At 64.5% G+C, this 17,902-nt stretch carries 16 protein-coding genes; 5 read left to right on the forward strand and 11 right to left on the reverse strand.

Going from position 1 to position 17,902, the window contains the following annotated elements:
* Positions 1–59: 59 nt before the first annotated feature.
* The 6 genes from AC0L3J_RS06505 to AC0L3J_RS06530 form a co-directional block, all read right to left on the reverse strand.
* Positions 60–539 carry a MaoC family dehydratase gene (locus AC0L3J_RS06505; protein ID WP_473346484.1) on the reverse strand — a complete coding sequence of 160 codons (480 nt, stop codon included), beginning with the start codon at positions 537–539 and terminating at the stop codon, positions 60–62.
* Positions 540–2,258: an AMP-binding protein gene (locus tag AC0L3J_RS06510; protein ID WP_473346485.1), complete on the reverse strand. Its 1,719-nt coding sequence runs from the start codon at positions 2,256–2,258 to the stop codon at positions 540–542.
* A complete protein-coding gene (mmsB, locus tag AC0L3J_RS06515) occupies positions 2,258–3,148 on the reverse strand; it encodes a 3-hydroxyisobutyrate dehydrogenase (protein ID WP_473346486.1) in 891 nt (296 codons plus the stop codon). Before mmsB ends, AC0L3J_RS06510 begins: the two co-directional genes overlap by 1 nt.
* Positions 3,149–3,178: 30 nt before the next feature.
* Positions 3,179–4,246: an enoyl-CoA hydratase/isomerase family protein gene (locus AC0L3J_RS06520; RefSeq protein WP_473346487.1), complete on the reverse strand. Its 1,068-nt coding sequence runs from the start codon at positions 4,244–4,246 to the stop codon at positions 3,179–3,181.
* Entirely contained in the window at positions 4,243–5,388 is a 1,146-nt protein-coding gene (locus AC0L3J_RS06525; protein WP_473346489.1) for an isobutyryl-CoA dehydrogenase, read from the reverse strand. Before AC0L3J_RS06525 ends, AC0L3J_RS06520 begins: the two co-directional genes overlap by 4 nt.
* A 119-nt stretch (positions 5,389–5,507) precedes the next feature.
* On the reverse strand, positions 5,508–7,004 hold the full coding sequence (locus AC0L3J_RS06530) for a CoA-acylating methylmalonate-semialdehyde dehydrogenase (RefSeq protein ID WP_007592262.1): 1,497 nt from the start codon (positions 7,002–7,004) through the stop codon (positions 5,508–5,510).
* A 101-nt stretch (positions 7,005–7,105) separates the two neighbouring features.
* Between AC0L3J_RS06530 and AC0L3J_RS06535 the strand changes: the two genes are divergently transcribed.
* Positions 7,106–8,020 (forward strand): LysR family transcriptional regulator, encoded by a 915-nt coding sequence (locus tag AC0L3J_RS06535; protein WP_473346490.1) that lies wholly within the window; start codon positions 7,106–7,108, stop codon positions 8,018–8,020.
* Between the two features lie 128 nt (positions 8,021–8,148).
* Here the strand turns inward: AC0L3J_RS06535 and AC0L3J_RS06540 are convergent, their stop codons facing one another.
* Both AC0L3J_RS06540 and AC0L3J_RS06545 read right to left on the reverse strand, forming a co-directional pair.
* The gene (locus AC0L3J_RS06540; RefSeq protein WP_473346492.1) at positions 8,149–8,769 is read right to left on the reverse strand and encodes a TetR/AcrR family transcriptional regulator; all 621 of its coding nucleotides are present in this window, start codon (positions 8,767–8,769) and stop codon (positions 8,149–8,151) included.
* 59 nt (positions 8,770–8,828) lie between these two features.
* A complete protein-coding gene (locus AC0L3J_RS06545; protein ID WP_473346493.1) occupies positions 8,829–9,368 on the reverse strand; it encodes a PaaI family thioesterase in 540 nt (179 codons plus the stop codon).
* A gap of 149 nt (positions 9,369–9,517) precedes the next feature.
* On the opposite strand from AC0L3J_RS06545, the gene AC0L3J_RS06550 reads away from it, so the two are divergent.
* The 3 genes from AC0L3J_RS06550 to AC0L3J_RS06560 all read left to right on the forward strand — a co-directional run bounded on the left by AC0L3J_RS06550 (position 9,518) and on the right by AC0L3J_RS06560 (position 13,155).
* A complete protein-coding gene (locus tag AC0L3J_RS06550) occupies positions 9,518–10,288 on the forward strand; it encodes an enoyl-CoA hydratase (RefSeq protein ID WP_473346494.1) in 771 nt (256 codons plus the stop codon).
* A 265-nt stretch (positions 10,289–10,553) separates the two neighbouring features.
* On the forward strand, positions 10,554–11,750 hold the full coding sequence (locus AC0L3J_RS06555) for an acetyl-CoA C-acyltransferase (protein ID WP_473346496.1): 1,197 nt from the start codon (positions 10,554–10,556) through the stop codon (positions 11,748–11,750).
* Positions 11,751–11,859: 109 nt separating this feature from the next.
* Positions 11,860–13,155, forward strand: coding sequence for an MFS transporter (locus AC0L3J_RS06560; protein ID WP_473287234.1), 1,296 nt, complete (start codon positions 11,860–11,862; stop codon positions 13,153–13,155).
* Here the strand turns inward: AC0L3J_RS06560 and AC0L3J_RS06565 are convergent.
* The 3 genes from AC0L3J_RS06565 to AC0L3J_RS06575 all read right to left on the reverse strand — a co-directional run bounded on the left by AC0L3J_RS06565 (position 13,152) and on the right by AC0L3J_RS06575 (position 16,486).
* Positions 13,152–14,555, reverse strand: a complete 1,404-nt coding sequence (locus tag AC0L3J_RS06565) for a carbohydrate porin (protein ID WP_473346498.1) — start codon at positions 14,553–14,555, stop codon at positions 13,152–13,154. The two genes, AC0L3J_RS06560 and AC0L3J_RS06565, sit on opposite strands and share 4 nt — an antisense overlap.
* A gap of 22 nt (positions 14,556–14,577) precedes the next feature.
* Complete coding sequence (locus AC0L3J_RS06570; protein WP_473346499.1) at positions 14,578–15,594, reverse strand: transporter; 1,017 nt, start codon at positions 15,592–15,594, stop codon at positions 14,578–14,580.
* A 109-nt stretch (positions 15,595–15,703) separates the two neighbouring features.
* A complete protein-coding gene (locus AC0L3J_RS06575; protein ID WP_473346500.1) occupies positions 15,704–16,486 on the reverse strand; it encodes an acetoacetate decarboxylase in 783 nt (260 codons plus the stop codon).
* 230 nt (positions 16,487–16,716) lie between these two features.
* Here AC0L3J_RS06575 and AC0L3J_RS06580 point away from each other — a divergent pair, with 230 nt between their 5' ends.
* Entirely contained in the window at positions 16,717–17,880 is a 1,164-nt protein-coding gene (locus tag AC0L3J_RS06580) for a patatin-like phospholipase family protein (RefSeq protein WP_473346502.1), read from the forward strand.
* The last annotated feature ends 22 nt before the right edge of the window (positions 17,881–17,902 follow it).

Below are 17,902 nucleotides of genomic sequence, written 5' to 3' on the forward strand. Positions count from 1 at the left end.
TTGAACAGCTTTTGAGCAGCGATGAGTTGCCGGGTCAAGCCCGGCAACGACCGGCGGCGTCAGGCGAAATAGATCAATCCCAGCCACTCCGCGACCAGCGCGGGCCTGTCCTCTCCTTCAATCTCCACGGTGACGTTGGTGCGCGACTGCAGTTCATTCGGCTTGCGCAGCTTGGCTTCCGCCAGCACGAAACGGCCGCGAACGCGCTTTCCCGAACGCACCGGCGAGATGAAACGCAGCTTGTCGAAACCGTAATTGACCCCCATCGTCGTACCCGCGATGACGGGCATCACCTCGTAGGACATGATCGACAGCAGCGACATCGTGAGGAAGCCGTGCGCGATGGTGGTGCCGAACGCCGTCTCCTTCTTCGCACGCTCCGGGTCGACGTGAATGAACTGATGATCCTCGATCACGTCGGCATAGGTGTCGATGCGGGGCTGATCGACCAGGTGCCACGACGACACGCCGATCTCCTTCCCAACCATGGCCTGATAGGCGTCCAAGGAAATCGGCGGCTTCTTCCAGACTTCGTTCACTTAATTCTCACTCCGTGTTTTCGCCAGCTCCGGAAAATCCTCTTCGCGGAATTCCCGGCCGCGCAGGGGATCGTTGCGATCGTCGTCACGTTCCAGCCGTCTGAGCTGAACGCGGCGGATCTTTCCCGAGATCGTCTTCGGCAGCTCCGTGACAATTTCGAGGCGGCGGATGCGCTTGAACGGCGCAAGGCGCGTGTGCAGATGCTTGAAGATGGAGAGCGCGGTTTCCGGCGAGCGCTCCGCGCCGGATGTCAGCAGCACGAAGGCCTTGGGAATCGCGAGCCGGATCGGATCCGGGCTCGGCACCACGGCGGCTTCCGCGACGAGCTCGTGCTCGAGCAACACGCTCTCGAGCTCGAACGGGCTGATGCGATAGTCGGAGGATTTGAACACGTCGTCGGAGCGACCGACGAAGGTGAGATAGCCGTCGTCGTCCTCGAACACGACGTCGCCGCTGCGATAAAGCTCGCCTTCGGCGCCGGACAGCCCACCGTTGTCGCCCTGATAGCCCTGCATCAGGCCGGCGGGGCGGTTTTCGCCGAGCACCAGAGCCACCTCGCCCTCCTTGGCCGGATGACCATCGGCGTCGCTGACCTGCACGCGATAGCCCGGCAGCGGCCGGCCCATCGAGCCGATCTTGATCGTCTGCCCCGGCGAGTTGCCGGCGAGCGCCGTCGTTTCGGTCTGGCCGTAACCGTCGCGGATGGTGAGGCCCCAGGCGGCCTGCACCTGGTCGATCACCTCCGGATTGAGCGGCTCGCCGGCACCGCAGACCTCGCGCAAGGCCACTTTGAACGACGCCAGGTTCTCCTGGATGAACAGCCGCCACACCGTCGGCGGCGCGCACAGCGTGGTGACGCCGCAGCGGCCGATGGTGGCAAGCAGCCCCTTGGCATCGAAGCGCGGCTGGTTGACCACGAACACGGTCGCGCCCGCATTCCACGGCGCGAAGAAACAGCTCCAGGCGTGCTTGGCCCAGCCGGGCGAGGAGATATTGAGATGCACGTCGCCTGGCTTCAACCCGATCCAGTACATGGTCGAGAGATGGCCGACGGGATAACTGCGCTGGCTGTGCCGCACCAGTTTTGGCTTTGCGGTGGTACCCGAGGTGAAATAGAGCAGCATCGGGTCGTCGGCGTTGGTCGGGCCGTCAGCTGCAAAACTCTCCGACGCCTTTGCCGCGTCGTCATAGGAAAGCCAGCCATCGGAGGCCTCCCCCACGACAATGCGGACGATATTGTCGGCGCCAAGACTTGCGAACTTCGCAACCTGGTCCTGCGCTGCCACCACCGCCTTCGCCTGGCCGCGATCGAGCCGGTCGCGAAGCTCATCGGCCGTGAGCAGCGTCGTCGCGGGAATTACGACGACGCCGAGCTTGATCGCGGCCAGCATCGCTTCCCACAGCGGAACGACATTGCCGAGCAGCAGCAGGAGATGGTCGCCGCGTTTCAAGCCTTGCGCACGGAGGAAGTTCGCGACCTGGTTGGAGCGGCGCGACAACGCCCCGAACGAGAGCTTGGTCTGGCGGTCCTGCGCGGCATCGACGATCCAGAGCGCAGGACGATCCTTGCTGTCCGCATTCGCCGCTAGCTCGGCGTCGAACCAGTCGAGTGCCCAGTTGAAAGGAACCGGATCGGGCCAGCGGAAGTCTTTGACCGCTGTCTCGTAGTCCGTGCGGTTGTGGAGCAGAAACGCGCGCGCTTCCTGAAATGTCGTCATTAGGCTTTCCCGGCCAGACTCCTAACGTGCTTGATAATTCCGGAAAAATCCACCCCGCCCTGGCCGGCTGCGTCGAATGACTGATAGATCTCCTGCGCATGTTTGCCGAGCGGCGTTGCCGCGCCCGCGGCCTTGGCGGCGTCCTGCGCCAGCGTCAGGTCCTTCACCATCAGTGCCGAGGCAAAACCCGGCTTGTAATCGTTGTTGGCGGGCGAGGTCGGCACCGGCCCGGGCACCGGGCAATAGGTCGTCAGCGACCAGCACTGGCCTGACGAGGTCGAGGCGACGTCGAACAGCGCCTGATGCGAGAGCCCGAGCTTCTCGGCCAGCGCGAACGCCTCGCTCACCGCGATCATGGAAATTCCGAGGATCATGTTGTTGCAGATTTTTGCCGCCTGGCCCGCGCCGGCACCGCCGCAATGCACGATCTTCTTGCCCATGTTCTCCAGCACGGGCTTTGCCGCTGCAAACGCGTTGTCCTCGCCGCCGCACATGAAGGTGAGCGTCGCACCCTTAGCGCCGCCGGTGCCACCGGAGACCGGCGCGTCGACCGAAAGCACGCCGTGCTTGGCCGCCAGCACATGCGCCTGCCGCGCGCTCTCGACGTCGATCGTGGAGGAGTCGATGATCAACGCGCCCTTGGTCATCGCCGGAACAACCTCGCCCCACACGGCGAGAACGTGCTTGCCGGCGGGCAGCATGGTGACGACCACATCGGCGCCCTTCACGGCGCCTGCCGCGCTCTCGGCGATGCCGGCGCCATCGGCCTTGGCCTGGTTGCGAGAGGCCTCGGCGAGGTCGAAAGCGACGACCTTGTGGCCGGCCTTGACCAGATTGGCGGCCATGGGGCCGCCCATGTTGCCGAGACCGATGAATGCGATCGTGGCCATCTTCGTTTCCTCCGCTGAAGGTTTCGTTGATTAGTTGAACTTCAATTCGTCGGCGCCGATCTCGGCGAGATACTGCGCCAGCATGTCCGGCGTGACGTCCTCGATCCGCGACGGCGACCAGGTTGGATTGCGGTCCTTGTCGATCACCGCGGCGCGCACACCTTCGCGAAAGTCATCGCTGCGGAAGACTTCCAGCGCAGCCCGATATTCGCGCGCCAGGCACTCTTCCAGGCTTGACGCGGTGCGCGCGAGCCGCAGCAGCTTGAGCGTCACCACCATGCCGCGCGGCGATTTTTCGTTGAGCGTCTTCAATGTCGCCAGCGCGAACTCGGAACCGTCGCGCTTGAGCGCGGCAAAGATGTCTTCCATGCGGTCGAAGCCGAACAATGCGTCGATCGCCGGCTCTTTTGCGGCGACCGGCCCCGCGGTCTCCCCCGTTGCAAAACCGTCGATGACCTTGCTGACATCGGCCGCGGTGACGCCCTGGCCAAGCTTGGTCAGCGCGTCGCGCAATTCCGGCCATTTGGCCGCCGGTACCACCGCATTGGCAAACTTCGCGTGGATCGCATCAGGGCCGTTCATGGTCTGGCCGGTCAGGCCAAAGTAAGTGCCAATCTCGCCCGGCGCGCGTGACAACAGCCAAGTGCCGCCGACATCGGGGAAGAAACCGAGCCCGACCTCAGGCATCGCGAGCCTGGTGCGGTCGGTCACGATTCGATGGCTCGCATGGGCCGAGAGCCCGACGCCGCCGCCCATCACGATCCCGTCCATGAAGGCGACATAGGGTTTGGGGAATTTCTTGATCCGGGCGTTGAGGATGTACTCTTCCCGCCACAGGATCTTGCCGAGGTCGCCGTCGACCTTGGAGCTCTCCCAGAGCGCACGGATGTCGCCGCCGGCACACAGGCCGCGCTCACCGGCACCTTCCAGCACGATCACGGCAACGGTTGGATCGGTCTGAAAACGGTCGAGCGCCCTATCGATGTCGCGAAACATCTCCAGCGTGACGGCGTTGATCGCCTTGGGGCGGTTGAGCCTGATAATGCCGGCCGCGCCTTCGACCCGTGCGACCAGATCGCCCTCCTCCACTCCACTCATCGCGCGCCCTCGATCAATTTGCGCGCCACGATCAGCCGCATGATTTCGTTGGTGCCTTCCAGGATCTGGTGCACGCGCAAATCGCGCACGATCTTCTCGATGCCGTACTCGCTGAGATAGCCGTAGCCACCATGAAGCTGGAGCGACTGGTTGGCGACCTCGAAGCCGGCATCGGTGCCAAACCGTTTTGCCATGGCGCACAGCATGGTGGCGTCCGGATCTTTCCGGTCGAGTGCGGCCGCTGCCCGCCACAAGAAGGTACGCGCAGCTTCTAACTCGATCGCCATGTCGGCAAGCTTGAATTGCAGCGCCTGGAATTCGTCGAGGCGTTTTCCAAAAGCCTTGCGCTCTTTCATGTAAGAACGCGCCTTGTCGAGCGCGGTCTGCGCGCCGCCGAGTGAGCAAGCCGTAATGTTGAGACGCCCGCCGTCGAGGCCCGCCATCGCGATCTTGAAGCCGACGCCCTCCTCGCTCAAGCGATTGGCGACCGGAACGCGGGCGTTCTCGAAGATCACGGCGCGGGTCGGCTGCGCGTTCCAGCCCATCTTGCGCTCGTTGGCACCGAACGAGACGCCCGGCGTCTTACCGTCGATCACGAGCGTCGAGATGCCGCCGGGGCCATCGCCGCCGGTGCGGACCATCGCGACCAGCAGATCGGTCCCGCCGGCGCCGGAGATGAACTGCTTCTGGCCGTTGAGCACGTAATGGTCGCCGTCGCGCACGGCGCGGGTGCGGAGCGCTGCCGCGTCCGAACCGGCGCCCGGCTCGGTCAGGCAGTAGCTCGCAATCAGCTCCATGGTGCAGAGCTTGGGCAACCATGTGTGGCGCTGGGTGTCGCTGCCGTAGGCATCGATCATCCAGGACGCCATATTGTGGATGGAGATGAAGGCCGAGGTGGTCGGACAGCCCGTCGCCAGCGCCTCGAAGATCAGCGCCGCGTCGAACCGCGACATCGCGGAGCCGCCGACATCGTCGCGGATATAGATGCCGCCCATGCCGAGCGTAGCGGCCTCGCGCATCACCTTGACGGGAAAATGCTTCTCCTCGTCCCAGCGCAGCGCGTGCGGCGCGATCTTTTCCGCCGCAAACGCCAACGCCATGTCGCGAACCGCGATCTGATCGTCGTTCAGAGCGAACTGCATGATGGGCTGCTCACTGTTCTCGTCATTGCGAGGAGCGAAGCGACGAAGCAATCCAGTGGGTCCGAGGAGAAAGTCTGGATTGCTTCGCTACGCTCGCAATGACGGGCTGGGCTACAGCCTTACTTCATCAGCGGGATCGAGAACTCCGCGCCTTCCTTGACGCCGGACGGCCAGCGCGAGGTCACCGTCTTGGTCTTGGTGTAGAAGCGCACCGAATCCGGGCCGTGCTGGTTGAGATCGCCGAAGCCCGACTTCTTCCAGCCGCCGAAGGTGTAATAGGCGATCGGCACCGGGATCGGCACGTTGATGCCGACCATGCCGACGTTGACCTTGGCCGCGAAGTCGCGCGCGGCATCACCGTCGCGGGTGAAGATCGCAACGCCGTTGCCGTAATCATGCTCTGACGGCAGCGCCAGCGCTTCCTTGTAATCGTGCGCGCGCACGACCGAGAGCACGGGGCCAAAAATCTCTTCCTTGTAGATCCGCATGTCCTTGGTGACGTTGTCGAACAGCGAACCGCCGAGATAGAAGCCGTTCTCGTAGCCCTGCATCTTGAAGCCGCGACCGTCGACGGCGAGCGTCGCACCTTCCTTGATGCCGATGTCGATATAGCCCTTGACCTTCTCGACCGCCTCGCGCGTCACCAGCGGACCGTAATCGGCGGATGGATCGATCGAGGTGCCTATCTTGAGCGACTCGACGCGCGGGACCAGCTTTTCCATCAAGCGGTCGGCAGTGGACTTGCCGACGGGGACCGCCACGGACACAGCCATGCAGCGTTCGCCGGCCGAACCGTAGCCGGCGCCGATCAGGGCGTCGACCGCCTGGTCCATGTCGGCGTCGGGCATGATGATGGCGTGGTTCTTGGCGCCGCCAAAACACTGGCAACGCTTGCCGGTCTGGGCGGCGCGCTCGTAGATGTACTGTGCGATTGGCGTGGAGCCGACGAAGCCGACGGCCTTGATATCGGGATCGTCGAGGATGGCGTCGACCGCTTCCTTGTCGCCATTGACGACATTGAGGATGCCGGCCGGCAGGCCCGCCTCGATCATCAGCTCGGCAAGCATCATCGGCACGCCGGGATCGCGCTCCGACGGCTTCAGGATGAAGGCGTTGCCGCAGGCAATCGCGGGGGCGAACTTCCACATCGGGATCATCGCCGGGAAATTGAACGGCGTGATGCCGGCGACGACGCCGAGCGCCTGGCGCATGGAGTAGATGTCGATGCCGGGGCCGGCGCCTTCGGTGTACTCGCCCTTCATCAGATGCGGGATACCGCAGGCGAATTCCGCAACTTCGAGGCCGCGCTGGATGTCACCCTTGGCGTCAGGAACGGTCTTGCCGTGCTCGCGGGCGAGCAGTTCGGCGAGCTTGTCGTAGTCGCGCTGAACCAGCTCGACGAACTTCATCATGACGCGGGCGCGGCGCTGCGGGTTGGTCGCAGCCCATTCCGGCTGCGCGGCGCGGGCGTTTTCCACGGCGGCGCGGACCTCGGCCTTGGACGCCAGCGCCACCTTGGCCTGGACGTCACCCGTCATCGGCTCGAAAACGTCGGCGGTGCGGCCCGACGTGCCCTTGACCTCCTTGCCACCAATGAAATGTCCGACTGAACGCATGGAATGGTCTCCTTGAGGCGAGCTTGAACGCTTTGACAAATCCTATCGACCTGCATTTTATAGGATTCAAGTCTGAGATAATGCACCATAGATGTGCGAAAATGCTGGATCAAGGCGCTATCGACTGGGACGACTTCCGCTTCGTGCTGGCCATCGTGCGGGGCGGCTCGGTTTCGGCTGCGGCAAAACAGCTCGGCGTCGACCATGCTACCGTCATCCGCCGCGTCGACCGGCTGGAGAAGCACCTCTCGGCCAAGCTGTTTGACCGGCGCAAGACCGGCTACCTGCTGACCGAGGCCGGCCAGCGCGTCGCCGACAGCGCGGAAGCCATGGAATCGACCATCGTCGCCAACCAGGAGCAGGTCGGCGGGTCGGTGGCGCGGCTGACCGGCACGGTGCGGATCGGCGCGCCAGACGGATTTGGCACCGCCTTCCTGGCGCCCCGGCTCGCTCAGTTCGCCGACCGGTATCCCGATCTCGATTTGCAACTGGTGGCCACCGCGCGGCTGTTCAGCCTCTCCAAGCGCGAGGCCGATATCGCCATCAGCCTGACCATGCCGAAGGAAGGCCGCATCGTCGGCCGCAAGCTGCTCGACTACCGCCTCGGACTCTATGCCGCGCCCGCCTATCTCGACCGCTTCCCGAAAATCACCTCGCGCGAGGTGCTGCCGCAGCATCGTTTCGTCGGCTATATCGAGGAGCTCTTGTTCACGCCCGAGCTCGACTATCTGCCGCAGGTGTCGCCGAAGATCTCCGCACGCTTGCGTAGCGCCAATCTGATCGCGCAACTCAACGCCACGCTCGCAGGCTTCGGTATCGCGGTCCTGCCGCACTTCATGGCGGCTGAGTATCCGCAGCTGATTGCGGTGCTGGCGGAGGAGGTGTCGATCACCCGCACCTTCTGGATGCTGATGCACGCCGACAGCAAGGACCTCGCACGCATCCGCGCGGTGGCGGATTATATTTCCGAGATTGTGGAGCGCGAGCGGGCGTTGTTTGCGGGGCGGACTTCGTAGGGTGGTTAGCCCTGCAGATGCGCAAAGCGCATCTGCTCGGCGTAACCCGCCAACTTCGTCCAGCGCTCTCTGAAGCATGGTGGGTTACGCTTCGCTAACCCACCCTACGCATTCAACGGCACCTCGGCCTAACTCTGCTTCACTTTCTTCGCAGCCGCCACCTTCGGCTCGCGCTTCGCACCTTCGAGCGCGCTGTCCTTGCCCGTCTTCAGTACCTCGTCCGACAGCTCGCTCGAGCCGGCAATGCGCGCGAGCAGCATGGTGCCGGCCATGGTCGCCAGCGTCGCGATCGCCTGCTTGCGCGCGGCCTTGCGCGGCAGATTCGGGATGAAGTCCGTGATCATCTCGATCATCTCGTCGAGCTTGCCGGCAAAGGCCTTTCGCGTCTTCGGGCTCTCGCGGGCGATCTCGGCGCCAAGCGCGGGGATCGAGCAGCCGTGACCGGGGTTGTCGCGATGCACCGTCGAGAGATAAGTCTCGACGACCTGACTGAGCTGCTTCTCCGGCGCGACCTGATCGGACTGCTTGCGCCAGTGCTCCATCGAGCGATTCATGGCGTAGTCGAACGCCTCGATCACCAGCGCCTCGCGGGAATCGAAATGGGCGTAGAAGCCGCCATGGGTCAGGCCCGCTTCCTTCATGAGGTCGGCGACACCGATGCCGTGGGCGCCCTTTTCGCGCAGCCGCACGGAGGCCTTCTTCACGATGCGGTCGTGGGTTTCCTGCTTGTGTTCCCGGGAATAGCGCATTCGGATCTCATTGGATGTCGGAGGTCATCTAATAACACGGATATCGGCCGGACGGCGCATTAATTCCCGGTAAAATTGTTGCCGATCATGGAGAAGGTCGCCGTTGCGTGCACCGCAAGCGCCCCCTTACCGTCGCGGACGAAGCCCTCGGTGTAGCTGGTCTGGCGTCCCAGCTTGATCACCTTGCCTTCGGCGGCGATCAGCCCGGACCGGACCGAGAGCGGACGCAGGAAGGTCATTTTCAGATCGAGGGTGACGGAGCCCTGCCCGGGCTCCAGCCGGGTCGAGATCGCGCATCCCATGGCGGTGTCGATCAGCGCAGCGGCTGTAGCTCCGTGCAGGAGGCCGATGGTGTTCTCGAGATCCTCGCGCGGCTCGAGTTCCATGACGATCCGGCCCGGCTCGACCACGGCCATGACGAAGCCGATCAACTTGGCAAAGGGGGGCGGCGGTAACCGTCCGTCGCGGATGCCCAGCATCGCATCCATGCCTGACAGGCCCATCGCCACGTTCGCAACGGGCGCAGGCACCTGCCACTCCACCACCCGCTCGCGCCGCCCCGCAGGCGAAAACAGGTCGAGTTGATCGTTGCTGGTCATCGTGGCCTCTTGGTATGATTTCTATCATACTATGCTGCGGACTTCGCGCTGGCAACTGCTTCCCGCCCGCTTGACAAGCAATGCGTTTCGGCTCGGAAGTGTGACCTGACCGGCGTATTCGCACGTCTACGAAACTCAGAGATCCTCTCATGGAAATGCTCAACCACCACTGCGGCGTGACGCGCGATGCGCGCGGCGTCGTTCATGTCGCGATCTGTAATGCCGGCTCGCTGAACATTTTGGGCTCGCCCGTCACCGATGCGGTTCGCGAAGGCTTGCAGCAGCTCTCGTCCGACCGCAGCATCCGGGTTGCGGTGCTGCGCGGCCAGAGCGAGAAGAGCATGATCGGCGGCGCCGACATCAAGGAGATGGCCAGGCTCGACCAGAAGTCCGCCGAAGCCTTCATCAGCCGCCTGCGCGATCTCTGCGAAGCGGTGCGCACTTTCCCGGCCCCCATGATCGCGCGCATGCCCGGCTGGTGCCTCGGCGGCGGGCTCGAAGTCGCTGCCGCCTGCGATTTCCGGATCGCAGCCCATGATGCGCATTTCGGCATGCCGGAGGTGCGCGTCGGCATTCCCTCCGTGATCCATGCCGCGCTGCTGCCGCGCCTGATCGGGTGGGCTCGCGCGCGCTGGCTGGTGATGACCGCTGAGAACATCGACGCGCCGACGGCGCTGGCCTGGGGACTGGTCGACAAGGTCGCGCCCGAGGGTGGGCTCGATGCCGAGGTCGAGCACCTCGTGAAGGCCCTGCTCGAGTGCGGCCCCGAGGCGCTGAGGTCGCAGAAGGCGCTGCTGCGGCAATGGGAGGAACTGCCGCTGACGGAGTCGGTGAATTTGAGCGTGAAGGTGTTTGGCGAGTCGTTCCTGACGGACGAGCCGACGCGGCTTATGGGCGCGTTTGTGAATCGGAAGCGGTAGGGCCATCAGCAACGGTGTCATGCCCCGCGAAGGCGGGGCATCCAGTACTCCGCGCGCCATCGGTTCAATCACCACCGCCTCGGCGTACTGGATCGCCCGCCTGCCCGGGCGATGGCAGCAAGTTGTGGGACAACCTCTTCCGTTCGCACGACCAAATCTCATGCAAACCACAAGATTTTGTCATACCGGACGCGGTTGCATTTTTTGCGTCGCATCATATGATGACCATAATCTTACATCTCCGACATCTCAGGGAGTCTCCCCCATGGCCGAAGCTGCCGATCCCGTCGTCATCGTCTCCGCCGTCCGTAGCCCGCTCGGCCGTTTCATGGGCGAGCTGTCGCCGCTCCCCGCACACAAGCTCGGATCGCACGTGATCAGCGCGGCACTGGAGCGTGCCAAGCTTGCGCCGGAGAAGGTCGACGAGGTCTTCATGGGCTGCGTCCTTCCCGCCGGCCAGGGCCAGGCCCCGGCGCGTCAGGCTGCGCGTGCCGCCGGCCTGCCCGACGCCACCGGCGCGACCACCGTCAACAAGGTCTGCGGCTCCGGCATGAAAGCGACCATGCTGGCGCACGACATCATTCGCGCCGGCTCGGCCGAGATCGTCGTCTCCGGCGGCATGGAGAGCATGAGCAACGCGCCGTATCTGCTCGCCAAGGCGCGTGGCGGCTATCGCGCCGGTCACGACCGCATCATCGACCACATGATGATGGACGGCCTCGAAGATGCCTACGAGACCGGCCGCTCCATGGGCGATTTCGGCGAGGCCACCGCCGAAGCCTACCAGTTCACCCGCAAGGACCAGGACGCCTTCGCAATGGAAACGTTGAACCGCGCGCGCAAGGCGGTCGAGGGCGGCGCGTTCAAGGCCGAGATTGCGCCGATCACGCTGAGCGAGAAGGCCGGCCCCCGCATCGTCGCCAATGACGAGCATCCGCTCAAGGTCGATCCCGCGAAGATCCCCGGGCTGAAGCCGGCGTTCCGCGCCAACGGCACCATCACGCCGGCGGCCTCCTCCGCCAACGCCGACGGCGCCGCTGCGCTGGTGCTGACGAAGCGCTCACTCGCCGATCGCAGCGGCCTGCCGGCTCTCGCCGTGATCAAGGGCCACGCCACCCACAGCCAGGAGCCGCAATGGTTCACCACGGCTCCGATCCCGGCGATCCGCAAGCTGCTCGACAAAGTCGGCTGGAGTGCCGGCGATGTCGATCTGTTCGAGATCAACGAAGCCTTCGCCGTGGTGGCGATGGCGGCGCAGCGCGATCTCGGCATTCCCCGCGACAAGCTCAACATCAACGGCGGCGCCTGCGCGCTCGGCCATCCCATCGGCGCCACCGGCGCACGACTGATCGTGACGCTGCTGCATGCGCTCGAGGCGCGAAACCTCAAGCGCGGCGTCGCGGCGCTGTGCATCGGCGGCGGCGAAGCCACCGCGATCGCGGTGGAGCGCTTCACGCACTGACGTAAAAGTCCGGAAATGAGGGAACTCCGTCATTTCAGACAGACGCGCCCCGTGCCATTCTGCAGACTCGCGCAGGTGTTCAAATCCTGCCCACCAAGATTGAGGCCCAATGATCTCGAACTGGCTCGCGGCAGCACTCGGCCGCCGCAATATCCACTACGGCTGGGTGATGGTCGGCGTGACCTTCCTCACCGCGCTGATCAGTGCCGGCACGGTCGGCGCGCCCGGCGTGTTCATCGTTCCGCTTCAGAAGGAGTTCGGCTGGAGCACGGCGGAGATCTCGTCGGCGCTGTCGATCCGCTTCATCCTGTTCGGGCTGATGGCGCCGTTCGCGGCTGCGCTGCTCAACCGTTACGGCCTGCGCAACGTCACGCTGACCGCGCAGCTCATCGTCGTCTCGGCGCTGGTGCTCTCGCTCGGCATGACCGAGGTCTGGCAGCTCGTGGCGCTGTGGGGCGTCGTGATCGGGATCGGCACCGGCATGACCGCGCTGGTGCTGGGCGCCACCATCGCGACACGCTGGTTCGCGGCACGGCGCGGCCTCGTCGTCGGCATCATGACCGCGAGCGTCGCCACCGGCCAGCTCGTGTTCCTGCCGCTGCTGGCAAGCCTCACCGAACGTTTCGGCTGGCGGCTAGCGCTCGGCTTCGTCTGCATCGCGCTTGGTGTTTCCGCCCTCGCGGTCCTGCTCGCGATGCGCGACCGTCCGAGCGATCTGGGCCTGCGCCCGTTCGGCGACGAAGGCACCACGCCCCTGCCCGCCCCGCCCGTCAGCCACGGCTCGATCACGGGTGTGGCACTCGGCACGCTGCGCGACGCCTCGAAGAGCAGCGCGTTCTGGGTCCTCTTTGCGACGTTCTTCGTCTGCGGCGCCTCCACCAATGGCCTCGTGCAGGTACATCTGATTCCGATGTGCCTCGATTTCGGCATCCCGCAGGTGCAGGCCGCGGGCTTGCTGGCTGCAATGGGCATCTTCGACTTCTTCGGCACCATCATGTCGGGCTGGCTGTCGGACCGCTACGACAACCGCTACCTCCTGTTCTGGTACTACGGCTTGCGCGGGCTCTCGCTGATCTTCCTCCCCTTTAGCGATTTCTCCTTCTATGGGCTCTCGATCTTCGCGATGTTCTATGGGCTCGACTGGATCGCAACCGTGCCGCCCACGGTGCGCCTCACCGCACAGAAATTCGGACCCGAGCGCGCCAATCTGGTGTTCGGCTGGATCTTTGCCGGCCACCAGCTCGGTGCGGGCACCGCCGCCTTTGGCGCCGGTTTCTCGCGGACGGTCTATCAGAGCTACCTGCCTGCCTTCTTCATCGCCGGCGCGCTCTGCGTGTTCGCCTCGCTGATCGTGCTGACGCTCTCGCGACAACCGAAGCCAAAGCCGCAAGCCGCGATGGCTTAGTACCTGATCGTGGTGGTGACGCCGAAGACCGCGGCGTCACCGATCCGCGCGACACCGCTCGGGTCGTTCGGGTTCGGGATGCCGCCCGAGGGGCGGAACACATATTGGAAGTACGGCGCGACCAGCCAGCCCGGCTTGACATGCGCTTCGTAGATCATCTCGATCAGGGTTTCGTTGCTGCGCACCGGGCTCTGGATGCCGGTGAAGAATTGGGTATCAACATCAAGATTGCGCGCGGTGTTCGATATCCGCATGTAGGCCATCGCCACGCCAAACCGGTCGAGCGGACGGCCAGGCGTGAAGCCGACAAAGCCGATGCCGCCGTCGAGATAGAGATCAATCGGATTGCGGTCCGGCGGGCTGTAGGCGATGCGGCCGAACGCGGTGACGCCCGGGATCGAGGCCGACGTGCTGTTGTCCTTGAGTTCCGGCGGGCGATAGAGCACCTGCTCGACGACCGCGAAGATTCCGTAATTGCCACGAAGCCTTGCCGGAATGCCGCTTCCACCGGGATCGGCGATCGACAGCCCCTCCGCCGTCAAGCGCTGGCTGTCGAACGATCCATAATGCCTCCAGGCCCCCGGCGTGATATTGCCGGCGAGCGGGTGGCCGCCAATATCGATGTCGTAGCTGAAGCGAACCTGCCCGATCACCCACGGCGGGTCGTTGATGCGGAAGGCGAGACCATGATGGTCGCGAAGCTGCGGATCTGCATCGCCAGGTCCTGACGGATCGCCGTTGAAGACAGCACCGAACGCGGTGATCCGATCCGTCAGCGCGGCCTTGATGCGAATGCCGGGGACCGCGATTGGCGGCGCCGGGCCGCCGGCCGGGAGGTTCGAGGCCTTGATCGCCGGCCAGCCGAACGTGCCATTGATGAAGAGGTCGTCGGTCTGGCTGTCGAAGAACTCGACATCGGCGGCCTGCTGGCCGGCCCTGATGTTCAGCCTGTCATTGAAGAGGCTCTGCTCGAAATAGGCATTGTAGAGCCGCTGGTCCGGCAACGCCTCGATCTCGCTGATGGTCGCGAGGTTCTGGATGTTGTTGCGGCTCAGGCCTCGCCCGTAGATCACGAAGGCATTGGCGTAGAATCGGCCACCGGTCCAGCCGACCAGCTTGTCGAGATCGGCATCGATCGACAGATCGAGGCGGCCAAAATGGATGGCGCCGCGCTTAACGCCGCCCGACACATTGCCGATATTGTCGGCGATGTAGGTAGCGCCGAAATTCAGGCCCTTGTTGGCGAGGCCGTCATGCCACTCGTTGAACCATTTCGGAGCCAGCCACTCCGCCGCGCTCTCGTCCTTGGCGCCGGCGAGCACGCTGGTGCTCGCCACCGTCAACGCCAGCACAACCGCGGCCGCATGACGCAGCGGAAATTGATGAGCGGTCCCGATCACGGCTGACACCGACTAGCGTGCCTTACTTGAAGATACCGGTACGCCGCATGAAGAGATAGGCCGCACCGACCGACGAGGCCATCAGGAGAGCCGCCCAGAAAAATCCACTCTCGACCTCGGTTAGAGGCAGGCCCTTGGTGTTCATGCCGAAGATGCCGGTGATCAGCGTCGGCGGCAGCAGCAGCGAGGTCACGATCGAGAGCGTGTGGAGGTGGTTGTTGCTTTCCTCCTCGTTCTTGAAACGCAGCTCCTCCTCGAGCAGGCGGCTGCGTTCGCGCAGCTCGACGATGTCGTGGTCGAGGCCGTCCAGCCGCTGCGCCAGCTTACCGGCCTGGATACGCAAATCCGGCGACAGGTGGTCGGTGTTCTTCTGGTCGAGACGATGGAACAGCGTACGCAGGCCGGTGAGCTGGCGATGCAGCCTGACGCAGGTCCGGCGCAGACGGCCGAGATTGCGGCGCATCTCCGGCTTGACATCGTCGGCCAAAATCCGCTCCTCGATCTCGTCGATCTCCTGGCCGAGCTTGTCGGCCATCCTATCAAGCGTGTCGGCGACCTCGTCGACGATCTTTTCGAGGAGATGAGCGACGTTGTCGACGCGGTAGCCGCCTTCGAGCACCCGGCGTGTCGCATCCGCCGAGCACAGCGCCTGATGGCGGCCGCTGATCAGGAGCCGCTCGGTCATGGCGAAGCGCAGGAACGCGGTCTCCTCCGTCGCGCTGCCAATGTCGCGCACGAGGTCGGAGAACACGCCGTAGACGCAGTCGTCGATGACATGAAGCTGCTGGAAGGTGTCGTTGGACAGCAAGAGCGCGCGCGCGAGCGGCGGCAGCTGCGACGCGGCGATCCACGGCCGTGAACGCGCATCCGTGAGGTTGAAATGCAGCCAGAGCCGGCCGTCGTGACTGAACTCGATCGGCTGGTCGATCGGCAGCGCCTCGGCACCGCCGTCGTTGTGGAGGCGGAACGCCCACACCAGGCCAGGAATGCCAGGCACGAGATCCGATGTCGCGCTGACAAGCTTCGCCGGCTCAGCCATGACCAATCCCACCGTCAACGAACGCCCCGCTCCGGAAGATGGCTGACGGCATCTTCCGGACCCTCGCGGGTACTCAATTACGGCATTGTTACAGTTTGATGATGCCGCTCTACTCGGCCGCCAGCCCGGTCGCGGCCACCGCCTCGGCTTCCCTGATGTAGTCGTGCACGACGCGGCCGAACGGCAGCGTAAGGTCGGCGATGTAATGATGCGCGCCGAGGCAGCGGCGGACCGGGAAATCGGCGACGGGCGCGTTGACATGCGGCACCAGATGCAGCCGGCCGGGCCCCATCCAGGAGCCCTTCGGCACGATGTCGATGAGGTTGATCGCGACCAGCTGGCAGATCTCGAGGCGGCCGTCGACGCCGGGGATCATCTTCAGATTGATCTGCGTCTTCGACAGCGTCGCCCGGGTCAGATCGCCGTTGCCGGCCATGCTCTCGTGCTTGTAGCCCATCGTGCCCATGGCGACGAGCTGGCCGGCATATTCCAGCGTGCCCGTCAGCGTGTCCTTGACGATCTCGAGTTTGGGATGGGCGTATTTCTTGGGGAAGCCCCAGATCTCGCGGCCGGCGGCGATCGGCGGATCGTCGTCCAGATACATCTGCGAGACAAAATTGACCTCCTCGCCGTGCAGGCGCGCGGGGATGACGAGGCCGGATTCGGTGTAGCTGCCGAAACCGGACGAGTCCGGCATCCGGATCCACTCGTAATGCACGATCGGCTGGTCGATCGGCTGCAGCGGCTCAGGCAGGCCGGCGCGGATCAGGTCCGGATCGGTCTCGTAGGTGATGACGAGGAATTCGCGGTTGACGAAGCGATAGGGCCCCGCCGGATAGCTCGGCCCGGCCGCCGGCATCGACGGAAGTCTCAGTAAATCTTCCCTACGCATCGCCGGTCTCCTCTCGTGGTGCTCATGTGATGCCCGCCCGGCAGCGTCAGGCGGCGATGCAGATTGCTAGCCGCCGTCATTGACTGCGATGTGAAGGATTTCCGTCAGCCGCACGACCGCAGCCATTCCCAAGGCGATCATGGCGCATGCAAGCGATGCATCGGCGCCAGCATTGTCATTACGCCGTCACCGCCGGACGCAATCGTTTGGCGAAACAGGGAGCACCGACCATGGACGCCCGCACATATCAGACACATCAGCCTCCTTCACGAGGTTGGCGGCCCGAGCGCTGCGACCGCGTCGCGCTGGTACTGCAAGGTGGCGGCGCGCTCGGCGCCTACCAGGCCGGCGTCTACCAGGCACTGCACGAGGCCGGCATCGAGCCCGACTGGGTCTGCGGCGTCTCGATCGGCGCGATCAACTCCGCCATCATCGCCGGCAACAAGCCGGAGAAGCGGCTTGAGGCGCTGCGCATCTTCTGGGAGCGCATCACCAACCGCAAGATCTGGCACTACACGCCCGATGGAGACATCTTTCGCCAGTGGCGCAATCTCACCAGCGCCTGGATGACGTCGGCGATGGGCCAGCCGGGCTTCTTCAGCCCGCATCAAGTCAATCCCTGGCTCAGCCCGGTCGGAGCCCGGACCGCCACCAGCTATTACGACACGATGCCGCTGAAGGAGAGCCTGCTCGAGCTGGTCGACTTCGACCTCATCAACGAGAAGAAGGTTCGCTTCGCGGTCGGCGCCGTGAACGTGCTCTCCGGCAATTTCATCTATTTCGACAATTCCCATGACGAGATCGAGCCGGAGCACATCATGGCTTCCGGCGCCCTGCCTCCGGCCCTGCCGATGGTACGGATCGGCACCGATCATTTCTGGGACGGCGGCATCGTCTCCAACACGCCGCTCCAGCACCTGCTCGACCAGGAGGACGCGCTCAATTCGCTGGTCTTCCAGGTCGACCTCTTCAGTGCGCGGGGCGTGCTGCCGCGCTCGATCCAGGACGTGATGGCCCGCCACAAGGACATCATGTATTCCTCGCGCACCCGCCACAACACCGACGTCTACCGCCGCACCCACAACCTCAAGGTCCTGCTCTACAAGGCCCTGGCAAAGCTCCCCGACGAGCAGCTCTCCGAGGAGGAGCGCAAACTCAAGTCGAGCCTGCGTCACATGCCGGAGATCGCGATCCTGCATCTGATCTACCAGCAGAAGGCCTATGAGGGCGACGCCAAGGACCACGAATTCTCGGGCACCTCGATGCGCGAGCACTGGACCTCCGGCTACGAAGACACCAAGCGCACCCTGAAGCGCCGCGACTGGATCAAGATGCCCGACGAAGGCATGGGACTGGTGGTGCACGACGTGCACCGTGAGACGGAGAGCGCGTAGCTCTATCGACCCCATCGCGATC

The organism is Bradyrhizobium sp. Kon37 (genome assembly GCF_055807535.1).